This window comes from Marinagarivorans sp. (assembly GCF_982758155.1).
In genome coordinates, this window is record NZ_CEXWTU010000153.1 from 1 (window position 1) to 12065 (window position 12065).

Genomic DNA, 12065 nt, shown 5'->3' on the forward strand with positions numbered 1-12065 from the left:
ATCCGAACCCTCGTGATAACCAGTGCCCTCGCAAAAGAGGGAGTTAGCTGTACCGCGCAAGCGCTAACCCACCGCCTGTTATTGGCCGGTCACTCGGCATTGCTGGTCGATATGAATATCTTTAGCCCTTCTTTGAATTCGCTCACTGAAGAACCGACGCATGCTACCCAGCGCACTGCAGCATTAGCACAACCATCAATGGTCACAACAGAAGATACGCAGCTGATTCTGCAGGGTGTAAGTGCCCGTAACGATAAGGCCCTCATGGCACTCTTGCGTCAGCCCAAATTTTTCAGTGAGCAAATTGACCAATGGAAAGAAAGTTTTGACTACATCATCATCGATGCGCCGCCCCTATTCGGCCCCGAAAGCGACAGCGTGCCTGCCGATCATATCGCCAGCCTGTGCGACGCTTGTGCGCTGGTGGTTTTGAGCTGCTCCACACCAGACAGGGAAATTGTAAAAGCCGTGAATAAGCTCAAAGCAAAAGGCGCGACATTGTTGGGCTGTATTCTGAATGATCAATACAACCCGCCGATAAAAGACGAGCTGCTGCGTGAAATCAATCGCTTACCCCGCTTCTTACAACCCATTCGAAGGATTCTGGCGAAGCTTATTACTAACAGCGACTTCTTATCGATAGAGGTATAAATATGACTTTTCAACTAACCTTAAATAACAACACTCAGCCAAACAGTCTATTCGACCCACAGAGAGCGAAAATGATATCCGGTCAACCTCTACCCGAACAGCTCAGCCTGCTAATAGTCGATGACGAAGAGTTTAATTTAAAGTCGCTTAAACGCTTGTTCAGAGGCCAAGGGTTTATTATCTATACCGCCATTGATGGCTATGAAGCGTTGAAAATTCTAGAAGCTCAGAATATCGCCATTGTGATTAGCGATATGCACATGCCCAAAATTAGTGGCCTCGACTTTTTACAAAAAGCCCACCAGCAATGGCCTGATACCCAGCTTATCGTATTAACCGGCTACGCAGAATTTGAAGACGCCATCAATGTGCTAAATCGTGTGTCCATCTTTAAATACCTAACAAAACCCTGGGACGATGCCTATTTATTATCCGCCGTTCACGAAGCCGCTGCCGTTTATTGGGGCAAGCTGATGGACAACTATGTAGAAACAAGCACCCAAGAGCACAACGAAGAGCTGAAATTCGCCAATCAAAGACTCAAACACAGTGTCGAACAAAGTAAATCTCAATTTGTAAAAGTGACCGAAAAGCTTAATAGCGCTTACGAGGGTGAAAAACAACTGCGTAGAGAGCGCCGGGAAGCACAGCGCTTAAGCCAAGCCAAGTCTCACTTCTTAGCGACCATGAGCCATGAAATTCGAACCCCTCTTAATGCCATTATCGCAACCAACACACTGCTACTCGAATCTGATTTAAACAGCGAACAGCTATCGTTAATTAAAATGAGCCTTAATGGTGGTGAAACCCTATTAGCCTTAATTAACGACATTCTCGACTTCAGTAAAATTTGCTCGGGTAAATTTGAATTTAACGAAGACTGGTTTAACTTAGTCGATATGGTTGAGGCAACCTGCGGTTTAGTCAGTGGCCAATTAGCCAACAAAGCTGTAGATATTGCCATCGTATTTAACCCAGGCGTACCGTGTGAGGTCTACGGCGACAAAAAAAGGCTGATGCAAATATTAACCAACCTACTCTCGAACGCCATTAAATTCACGGATAAAGGCTGCATTACCGTTACCGCGTCTTATAACGATGCACTTATAATGTCAGTCGCCGATACTGGCATAGGCATTCCCGAAGACAAGCTCGGCGATATTTTTGAAGAATTTTCTCAGGTCGATGATAGCAGTACGGCAAGCCAAGGCGGGACGGGTTTAGGTTTATCCATTTGCAAAAAATTGTGCCACTTAATGGATGGGGATATTCATGCAACATCGGTATCCGGTGAAGGTAGTCAATTTACCCTTCGCCTACCGCTTGCCAATAACAACCCAATCGCATTCCCGATGTTTGAAGATCAAGGCGCATCGGTTTTATTACTCTCACAAAATAAATATCTTCATGCAAGCTTAGAAAAGCAGTTATCCTATTTCAACTGTCATTTATTTATAGAATCACAAGTACCCAGCGATGTTAGTTCATACGCAGCGATTCTGTATGATCTAGACACTTTGTGTATCGGGAAAAATTTGCATGACATACGTAAAAACCATACATTAAAGAATTTTGCATTGGTCGGAACTACCGGTGCAGATCAATGCAAAGCACTACAGGATAACGGATTCGACGATATATTACGCAAACCTCTGCGGATTACATCTTTAATTAATTCACTCATTTATCAATTAAACCACAAACCCAGTGATGCCAAACTTAACGCCGACCAACGTAATCGCATTGAGCGCTGGCTAACCCCTGAAATAGAAGTGCGCCAAAATGCCCTCTTCGACCTCGCCGGTGCGCGTATTTTATTGGCTGAAGACAGCCCATCCAACCAGGCCATATTCACCAATGTCCTCAACAGAATGAATGCCGTCGTCGATGTAGCCTGCAACGGCGCTGAAGCTGTAGCACTGGCAAAAAAACAGACCTACGCCGTCATTTTAATGGACGTACGCATGCCAGAAATGGATGGTTTATCGGCAACACGCATCATCACGCAAGGCAGTGGCATCAATAAAAAAACACCGATTATTGCGCTAACAGCGAACGTCTATACCGAAGACCAAAAAGCGTGTTTTGATGCCGGCATGATTGATTTTTTAAGTAAACCTATTGATATGAATCGCTTTCGCGACTGTATTGTTGAGTGGTGCCCGCCCCCTGAAGAAGCTGTAGATCAGGCTAAAGATACGGCTAACAACTTTCGCAGTAAGTCTTCAAAAACTCACCTTGAAAACACCCTTATTCAAAACACAGCGCCAACAGATAATTCTTGTACGGTGACAATAGATTTAACCATTATTGATCAATTAGAAAAAGACACTTCAGCAGACATTCTTCCAACCATTCTTAATATTTTCACTCAAGAAACTGAAAAGCGCTTAACAGACATTGCCGACATTCAAGTCAGCCAAGATTGGAACGCCCTAGCCGAGCAAGCCCACACCCTTAAAAGCAGCGCTGGCAGCTTTGGCGCCACAGAGCTGCAAGGTGCCGCCCGCCTTCTAGAAGTGCATTTAGAGAATAGCGAATACCAAAAAATACATGCCGAAATGAAAGAGTTCCTTGCTCTAGGGCAAGCCACCATCCAAGCCATTAATCATATTAAAGATTTACGCCAGCCATGACATTACTGATCAAGCAAACCATTGAACCGAGTTATGAAGGCATTCGTTTGATGCGTCAACAACTGGCAAAAGCCCTAGACGGCTTTTCAATCGATGCGGCTCAAGCTAACCCCGTACTGATTTGCCTGTCTGAAATTACTACGAACTTTGTCGAGCATTCAGCTAATTGTACTCACATCGAAATGGAACTGAATTTAAGCGGCCAACATTTACGGCTGCGCATTACCGAAATTGCAGACACACACAAACAAGCCCTGTTACAAGAATGGCTTGATGAGCCGCCAGCGGATCCTTTTTCAGACTCACTCGATAACTTGCGCTCTGGCGGTAGAGGCCTGTGGATTATTCACCAAAATTGCGATGCCGCTAAGGTTATTCTTAGCACTCAAGCAATAGGCGAAAACGGCACAGAATGTTGGCGCAACGGGTTTGAACTTCAGTGGCCAATAACTACGCCATCACTTAAGCCTCAGGTACTTGTCGTTGAAGACGGGGAATCGCAAAACGCCCTATTCTGCGCTTACCTCAAAGACGATTACAATCCCATAGCGGCATTTTCAGCCAACGAAGCCATCGCTATTTTAGCGCAGCGCCATATCGATATCGTGCTATGTGATCTGCAAATGCCTCAAAAAAATGGCCTGCAGTTTCGCCAAATACTCAGTGAGAACACCCATCATGCCAGTATTCCTTTCATTTTAACCAGTGCACATGAGCATGAAAATATCGCCGACTGCATACGTTTAGGCATTGATGATTTTCTGCCGAAGCCCTTAAAAAAAGAAGCCCTGAATGCTTGCGTAAAAAGAGTTTTAACCCGTAATCAACAAATCAAAAAAGATGTAGAACTCAAAATACAAAGCGGAATCCACGCGAGCCTTCAAGCCCAAATGCCCAAACAATTAAAACATTGGCAGTGTGCACTACGCAGCCAAGGCAACGCCGAGGGTGGTGGTGACTTACTCGTATGGGAACAAAAAGGAGAGCACTGCCTGATTATATTGATTGATGTGATGGGCCATGATGAAGCGGCTAAGTTTTTCTCTCATGCCTATTTAGGGTATATACGCGGGTTTTTAAGTGCCCATAGTCAATTACCCGCGCCAGCCTATTTCCTCAATCAATTGTCTCAAAGCTTACACAAAGATCACCTTTTATCGAGCTCTTTATGTACCTGCTGTGTGGTTCGATTAGGCCCTGATGGCGCCGTAGAAATCGCAAGTGCCGGCCACCCACTGCCTTGGCTTATCGACGGGTTAAACATCCGAGAACTCGGTAACGGTGGCACTTTACCGGGCCTACAGGCAGATATTGACTATACTTCGGCTACCTATACCTTAACTGGCAAGCAGCGTCTGGCACTCTTCACCGATGGCCTATTAGATGAGCGTGGCAAGGCCTATGACGGCGGCAAGGCATTACAGCGCGAGCTTTCTGAGGGTCAAGATTCAGACCTTGAAAAAACCGCTCAAAAGACCTTTAAGCTGGCCCTGAGCCTGCAACAAGGTCCGCTCGACGATGCTTTGTTGCTGTTACTGGAACCACATGAGACTTGATCAATGGAAAAACCCAAGGTGTTATTGGTTGAAGACTCCCCGTCCTTAGCCGAGATTTATAAACAATACCTAAAAAACGAAGCCATTTCGCTAACGCACTGCAATACCGGCAGAGAAGCTCTGCGTATCGTTGAGTTTTCGCAACCGCCGCTCGTCATTCTGGATTTAAAATTGGGCGATATCCCCGGCGAACAGATCCTTGAATATATTCAAAAAAACAAATTACCATGCTCTGTAATCGTCGTTACTGCCCACGGCAGCGTCGATATGGCGGTTAAATTAATTCAACTGGGCGCTCAGGACTTTTTACAAAAACCAATAGAAGCCGCGCGCCTACTTACCACCGTGCGCAACTGTATTGAAAACGTGCGCTTAAAAAAATTGGTCTCTCAACTCAGTAACGAATTCCAGCAAAATAGTTACCATGGCTTTATTGGCAGCTCGCCCGCAATGCAAGGGCTTTACCGCTTAATTGAATCAGTATCCAGTAGCGAAGCCGCTGTTTTCGTCACCGGCGAAAGCGGGACAGGCAAAGAAGTGTGTGCCGAAACAATCCACCTAAGAAGCCGCCGAGCAAAAGGCCCTTTTGTCGCGCTCAATTGTGCAGCCATTCCAAAAGATTTAATGGAAAGTGAAATTTTTGGCCACCTAAAAGGCTCATTTACCGGCGCCAATACCGAGCGCCAAGGTGCTGCCAGCCAAGCCGATGGCGGCACCCTATTTTTAGATGAGATAGGCGAACTAAGTATAGAATTGCAAACCAAACTGCTTCGCTTTATTCAATCCGGCACGATAAAAAAAGTAGGCGGCAGCAAGGACGAAAAGGTCAATGTCCGCTTTGTGTGTGCAACCAACCGCGATCCGCTCGATGAAATTGAAGCTGGGCGCTTCCGTGAAGACCTCTATTACCGGCTGAATGTACTGCCACTTCACTTACCCCCATTAAGAGAACGCGGAAATGACATTTTACTTTTAGCCAACCATTTTTTAACGCTGTATAGCCAAGAAGAAAATAAGCATTTTGAACGTTTTGGCGACGCGGTTAGCAGCACGTTATGTGCCTATCAATGGCCAGGTAATGTGCGCCAGCTGCAAAACGTGGTACGTAATATCGTCGTACTACACGACGCTCAAGAAGTGGACCCTTCACACTTACCCGCCCCACTTAACCAGCCCTGTGTAGCTCAAAAGGCTGCGCCAATCACACCCTCCGCCAACATTGTTGCAACACCGGCGACATTAACACCAGCACCAACAACACCGGAAACAATAAGGCCTTTGGCTGTAGTAGAGCGCGAAGCGATAGAAATTGCGATTAATGTTTGTGACGGTAATATTCCAAAAGCCGCCGCCTTACTCGATGTAAGCCCCTCTACTCTGTACCGTAAAAAACAAGCTTGGGATTAGGGGTGAGGAGAGGAATCATTATTTATTAATGTTTGCTTTCTACTTTATCGAGTTGGTTATTTGAAGTGTTGGGAATTTAGGATGTGAAGGTTTGTGCAAAAACAGGCACCCGTGCCGAAGCAAGTTCCACCCTGTGCCGGTTAAGCTAGGACTTGACGCTGGTTTTGGAGCCAAAAATAAGTAACTTATAGAGTGACTGCCCCTCGATCCTTCAACCGATTATTGACTGCTTATTTCTCGCAGCATTCTCCAGTAAAAAACACTCGATATAGAGACATAGTACCTAGTGATTTTTTGCAAAAAGGGCAAGTCATAGTTAAAAACACTACATTTGCAATTACAGCCACAAAAACAAGTAATAAGAAAAATGCAGTGTGTATTTTCTCTGCCAGAAATCCAACAATAAAGAACCCGACTATACAGAATATAATTATCCCAATAAATTTAAGCCTATATAAATCTAATTCATCATTCATAGCTCAACCTCAATTTAGTTACTTGTATGGTTTTTCTCCGCACTTTATATAGCTTCCAATAGATTCACTGAGATCATTTACAAAAGATTATAGGCCTTAGGTACGGAATAGGCTCTAGTAAAGACTCTGGCAGCACTAACCCCATAGCCAAACCCGATGTCGATACCACCGCCAACAAAACCAACACCCGGAACAATATTGGAAAACGAGTGCCTGTCCCGCAATCCTAGTTATTCGCATAAATCTTCAAAAATCTTCAACTTCACCAAATCACCCTCATTTAAATAACCATCAAAGTAATTTCCATGTCTGATGTGCCTATTCTTGGAAATGGGAACGCTATAGGCAAAACGATCCCCTTTCACACTGAAACTAACTTTCACCCCGCCAACAAAAAAGTGCTCCATTTCACTAGTCACCCTCAACTGAAAGTGCCTATCAACCTCACCGATGCACCCCTTAACAGATGTTAATTTCCCAGTTTTCAATGCGTTTATATTTTGATAATACCTAAACAAACCAAAAACCTCTGAAGCGATCATAAAAAACGTCACAATAAGAAAGCACCATTTGGTCTTTTTGAATTCATTTCGAACAAAAAGAAAACTTGTTCCTACTACCATCAAAAAAATTATAAACCAAGACAACGCTTCTGACTTGTAACCCTCGACCAATAAATCAAACTCATATACCAAGCTTCCTCCCTACATACCACATATGTCTTTTAGTTTCTCATATCCTTCTTTCAGAAAAATAAACGAGGACAGGCACTCGTCAAATCAGTAAAAGAGTATAAAGAACTCAACCTCTAAAACAATCCGCTATTTGACTCCTTAACTAACATTATCTAGTGTTAAACCATAAAGCACTGGATAAGCAACCATGACTCAGCCGCGTAGCCAATTGGTATCAATAGACGATACTCCTTTCTACAATATTACAAGCCGCTGCGTTAGGCGGAGTTTTTTGTGCGGTTTTGACAAATTTAACGGTAAAAGCTACGAGCACCGACGCGACTGGATCGAACAGCGTATTCGACTATTAAGTTCAATATTCGCCATCGAAATCTGCGCCTATTCTGTGATGCATAATCACCTCCACCTCGTTATCAAGCTCAACCCTACAGAAGCCACACAGTGGAATGCTGACGAGGTACTTAGGCGTTGGAGTTGTTTGTTCAAAGGCGCACCGATTGTGCAGCGCTACCTGAAAGGCGACCCCCTCACGCCAGCAGAGCGCAGTGCGGTTAGCGACTGCGTGGTACGCTATCAAAAAAGACTACAGAGCTTATCTTGGTTTATGAAATGCTTGAGCGAGCCCATTGCTAGGCAAGCTAATAAAGAGGATAATTGCACGGGTCACTTTTGGGAGAGTCGATTCAAATCCCAAGCACTGCTTACCGATGAGGCTGTTTTGAGCGCCATGGCCTACGTTGACCTCAACCCTGTTCGCGCGTGCATGGCTGATACGCCAGAAGCTTCAGACTTTACCAGTATTAAAGAGCGCATTAACCCAACATTTGATTTAGCCGCATCAGTTAAGCAACAAACCTCACTTGAATCTATTCGTCATTTCGACTTACCCCTAAAGCCATTACTTAGGTTCGAGGGCAACCTGGAGGCCACTGAACAAGCGGGCATTATTTTTGGGCAAGCGGATTATATTGAGTTAGTCGACTGGACGGGCCGAATTATCCGCGACGATAAGCGTGGCGTAATCAGCGAAAACCTTCCGCCGATACTTACTCGATTAAATATCGATATTGATGCCTGGTTTCTACAAACACAGCATTTTGAGCAACACTATCAAGCGTTGTTCGCCAAGAGGCGTAGGGAAAAGCGCGCCGCTTAGCCCAAGCGACTTCAATTACAATTCTGCGGCACTAAAAACCATCACTCGTGCGTCAATAAATAACCCCAAGGCATTAGCTTTGGGGTTATTGTGTGTTTTTGGCTCTATGGGCGAAAAATTCTTGAAGGTAGGTGAGGTCTAGTATTTTCACTTAATTGTGGGTGTCTTTATTTTTTGAGAGTGCCTGTCCTGCATTATTTCATGTGCCTATCACTGGCCAGGTAATGTGCGCCAACTGCAAAACGTGGTACGTAATATCGTCGTACTACACGACGCTCAAGAAGTGGCCCCTTCACACTTACCCGCCCCACTTAACCAGCCCTCTGTAACTCAAAAGGCTGCGCCAATCACACCCTCCGCCAACATTATTGCAACACCGGCGACATTAACACCAGCACCAACAACACCGGAAACAATAAGGCCTTTGGCTGTAGTAGAGCGCGAAGCGATAGAAATTGCGATTAATGTTTGTGACGGTAATATTCCAAAAGCCGCCGCCTTACTCGATGTAAGCCCCTCTACTCTGTACCGTAAAAAACAAGCTTGGGATTAGGGGTGAGGAGAGGAATCATTATTTATTAATGTTTGCTTTCGACTTTATCGAGTTGGTTATTTGAAGTGTTGGGGATTTAGGATGTGAAGGTTTGTGCAACAAACAGGCACCCTTGCCGGTTAGGCTAGAAAACGAGTGTTTGTCCCAGCTATTAGCGAATTATTTTAGTGGGTGCCTGTCCCGCTACTCTTCATATATCCATATATAGCTATTGCAGCAGAAATAACAAGGAGAAAAAACAGCGGGGCAAAGAAAGCCAATGCATTTCCTTCCTCTATTAATTTAAGATAGCAATATAGGCCAACTATAATTAAATTAATCACAAATATAAAATAGTGATGTAGGAGTTTAGAGAATGCAAATATCCCAAGAATTAATAGAATTAAACCTTTCACGATAAATATAACCAATTCAAATCCAGAGAAGTCTAATATTTTTCCAGAAAAGAAACCTATAGTCGTCCATAGGGCAACCTGCAATTGTACAAGTTCTATTTCTTTCATTTTCGTCCCCTAATACACGAGCTCCTCACCAGCTCGCACTCTTATTCTTGGCTTTGGGCCAAATGCCCTCATTCGCGGCTTCAAAACACGCAAAGTTTGATAAACCATGGGGTGAGCCATTTCATTTTCCATCAAATAAATTTTAGCCGGATCCCGATACACTCCAGGACTTAAAACACTAACCATAACATCTGCTGTCAGTAACGTGACGGCAGGTCGCTGAACTGCAATATTAAGCTAACCCAGCGCCACCCCGGCCAACACCTGCGACTAAAGCAATATCTGTCATTAGCGCAATAAATACACGAAAAATAAACGAGCAAAAATAAACGAGCAATAAACGAGGACAGGCACTCGTCAAATCAGTAAAAGAGTATAAAGAACTCAACCTCTAAAACAATCCGTTATTTGACTCCCTTAACAATATTATCTAGTGTTAAACCACAAAGCACTTGATAAATAACCATGACTCAACCGCGCAGCCTAAAACGAGTGCCTGCCCCAGCTATTTCCAGTTTGTGGGCAATGTTTTAACCTCGGATTTGAGTAATGCGGGGTAGTTTAAGGGCTGATTGATCGCTTACGCCCGAACGACCTCTAAAGCGAGAGCCTGTCTCGCAATCTTTAAAAATGCGGGATTTATAGGACATAGGTCAGCAGGTAACGCATCGGGGTAGGAAGCCCCTTGTTAGACATTGCATCCATATAGGGATATACGTTACTAGGGTAATGTAGGAGCTATTACCGAGGAGCATAATGTCGTAGAGCAGTTACCGAGGCATGTAACGCTTTGAGCAACGCTGTTGAGGGATCAAAAGACAAGTATTATTGGATAAAGTATTTTTCCCTCGGCCTTAAGTAGGGTAGCGCTGTACTATTCGCTTAATATCTGGGATAAGAATACATTCACACTTTGTTCTAAATTTTTAGACTCGACTTCCAACTTTTCACTCGCGTATCTCACTTGCTCAGACCGCTCACGCTGCAATATCACCGATTGATCGATCTTTACCGTCCCATTACTCACATCGGTTAGCGAGGTATTGCTGATAAGGAAGGCGTCCTTAATACTGTCGGATACCTGCTTTATATCATTCGCCATTTCATATACTGCTCTCGTCGATTCACTGGTTTGCCCCGAGAGTTGCTTAACCTCATCGGCAACAACGGCAAATCCACGACCGACCTCTCCCGCTCTTGCCGCTTCAATCGCTGCATTTAACGCCAGTAAATTCGTATTACTTGCAATATTGGCAATACTCGTCGCAATAGTTTGAATTTCATCCGTTGACGCTTGTAATTCTTCGGAACTCTTAACTGCGACGCTGAGCCTTGCTAATGAAGCTTCTATACTCGACTGCGTTGCTGTGCATTCTGACGCAATATCTTCGATTGCATCATTAAGGCTCTCCGACACCCCATGAAGAGCGTTAATAGCGTCGAGAATAACAATCACAGCGCCCTTTACATCACGCTCGAAGGTAGCCCCTAAAATACGTTTTTTCTCTAGAGAATCAAAATGGCTAAATGAGAAAGATACTTGCTGACCAATGAAGTCGGTTACCCGCTGAGTAACTGGATCCAGAGGTGTTTTCTCGTAACTAAAGAACTCAAACACACCTCTAATTTTATTTGAACGAAGCTCCATAATTGGAAAAGCGAAGCACCCATGCACATTATTCTGCCGCGCCGCATCGGCTCTTACAAAGCCGACCAATTCGGTGACATCAGGAATGGTAATACTTTTTTTCGTCGAAAGGATTTTACCGACCATGCCTTTACCCGGCGTAAACTCTGCAGCTTCCGACGAGGCAACGAATTGCTTAATTGACGCTGGGTTAATCGTTGATGATAAGTGCCAGAGACGATAAGACTTCGCTATTAGCGACTCCCCTACTCCGTCCACACAATAAGCATGGCCTATAGGCCAGCCCGTATACTCACATATCAACTTAAGCGCTTGACCTAAACTATCTTCAATACTGGTCGCGTTTCCAATGCCTATTGTCACGCCATCTAACAAGTCCATTAATTGAACCGATTTAGATATATACGTTTCTTTCGCGCGCTGCATGGCATCGCTTACCGCGTTTTCAATATCGGCCTGATACTTTTTATTTATTGAATTGATACCAAACACTAAGAGTGCTTCTCCGAAAATGTATGTCTGTATATGTGTTTGTAAAACATGTTTACACGCCAACTACGTCAGGAAAAACAAGTACTGAGCTGTGTCGTGTAAAAAATGGCTACAAAATAACCCTATAGGTCAACCAAATACTTTACCGAAGGCCCTATTATAGCTCAAGCACAACACATGCACCCTTTTAGCGCATACTTATATATTAGGAAATAAACGGGGACATCCACTCACCTAATCACTATACAAGGTATAAAGAACGCCAAACCTAGAACAATCCGCTGTTTGCCCC

General features: G+C 44.3%; 9 protein-coding genes. 6 read left to right on the forward strand and 3 right to left on the reverse strand.

The genetic code is table 11. The annotated features are described in order from the left end of the window. The 4 genes from AC3A8L_RS14820 to AC3A8L_RS14835 all read left to right on the forward strand — a co-directional run. Positions 1 to 651 (forward strand): P-loop NTPase family protein (locus tag AC3A8L_RS14820; protein WP_487963046.1); only part of this gene is annotated, 651 nt, incomplete at its 5' end. Positions 652 to 653: 2 nt separating this feature from the next. Further along, a complete protein-coding gene (locus AC3A8L_RS14825) occupies positions 654 to 3287 on the forward strand; it encodes a response regulator (RefSeq protein WP_487963047.1) in 2634 nt (877 codons plus the stop codon). Then, positions 3284 to 4843, forward strand: a complete 1560-nt coding sequence (locus AC3A8L_RS14830) for a SpoIIE family protein phosphatase (protein WP_487963048.1) — start codon at positions 3284 to 3286, stop codon at positions 4841 to 4843. Before AC3A8L_RS14825 ends, AC3A8L_RS14830 begins: the two co-directional genes overlap by 4 nt. Before the next feature lie 3 nt (positions 4844 to 4846). Further along, positions 4847 to 6250 (forward strand): sigma-54-dependent transcriptional regulator, encoded by a 1404-nt coding sequence (locus AC3A8L_RS14835; RefSeq protein WP_487963049.1) that lies wholly within the window; start codon positions 4847 to 4849, stop codon positions 6248 to 6250. Between the two features lie 706 nt (positions 6251 to 6956). Here AC3A8L_RS14835 and AC3A8L_RS14840 read toward each other — a convergent pair. Continuing rightward, positions 6957 to 7421: a hypothetical protein gene (locus tag AC3A8L_RS14840; RefSeq protein WP_487963050.1), complete on the reverse strand. Its 465-nt coding sequence runs from the start codon at positions 7419 to 7421 to the stop codon at positions 6957 to 6959. 187 nt (positions 7422 to 7608) lie between these two features. On the opposite strand from AC3A8L_RS14840, the gene AC3A8L_RS14845 reads away from it, so the two are divergent. Then, the gene (locus AC3A8L_RS14845; RefSeq protein WP_487963051.1) at positions 7609 to 8577 is read left to right on the forward strand and encodes a transposase; all 969 of its coding nucleotides are present in this window, start codon (positions 7609 to 7611) and stop codon (positions 8575 to 8577) included. Positions 8578 to 8773: 196 nt separating this feature from the next. After that, positions 8774 to 9130: an AAA-type ATPase lid domain-containing protein gene (locus tag AC3A8L_RS14850; protein ID WP_487963054.1), complete on the forward strand. Its 357-nt coding sequence runs from the start codon at positions 8774 to 8776 to the stop codon at positions 9128 to 9130. Between the two features lie 164 nt (positions 9131 to 9294). Here the strand turns inward: AC3A8L_RS14850 and AC3A8L_RS14855 are convergent, their stop codons facing one another. Continuing rightward, positions 9295 to 9633, reverse strand: coding sequence for a hypothetical protein (locus AC3A8L_RS14855; RefSeq protein WP_487963052.1), 339 nt, complete (start codon positions 9631 to 9633; stop codon positions 9295 to 9297). An 874-nt stretch (positions 9634 to 10507) separates the two neighbouring features. Continuing rightward, positions 10508 to 11773 carry a methyl-accepting chemotaxis protein gene (locus AC3A8L_RS14860; protein ID WP_487963053.1) on the reverse strand — a complete coding sequence of 422 codons (1266 nt, stop codon included), beginning with the start codon at positions 11771 to 11773 and terminating at the stop codon, positions 10508 to 10510. Positions 11774 to 12065 lie beyond the last annotated feature (292 nt).

Bases quoted from the DNA above. Each gene is read 5' to 3' on its own strand.
- AC3A8L_RS14825 (WP_487963047.1), top strand. From the start codon at position 654: ATGACTTTTCAACTAACCTTAAATAACAACACTCAGCCAAACAGTCTA.
- AC3A8L_RS14830 (WP_487963048.1), top strand. From the start codon at position 3,284: ATGACATTACTGATCAAGCAAACCATTGAACCGAGTTATGAAGGCATT.
- AC3A8L_RS14835 (WP_487963049.1), top strand. From the start codon at position 4,847: ATGGAAAAACCCAAGGTGTTATTGGTTGAAGACTCCCCGTCCTTAGCC.
- AC3A8L_RS14845 (WP_487963051.1), top strand. From the start codon at position 7,609: ATGACTCAGCCGCGTAGCCAATTGGTATCAATAGACGATACTCCTTTC.
- AC3A8L_RS14855 (WP_487963052.1), bottom strand. From the start codon at position 9,633: ATGAAAGAAATAGAACTTGTACAATTGCAGGTTGCCCTATGGACGACT.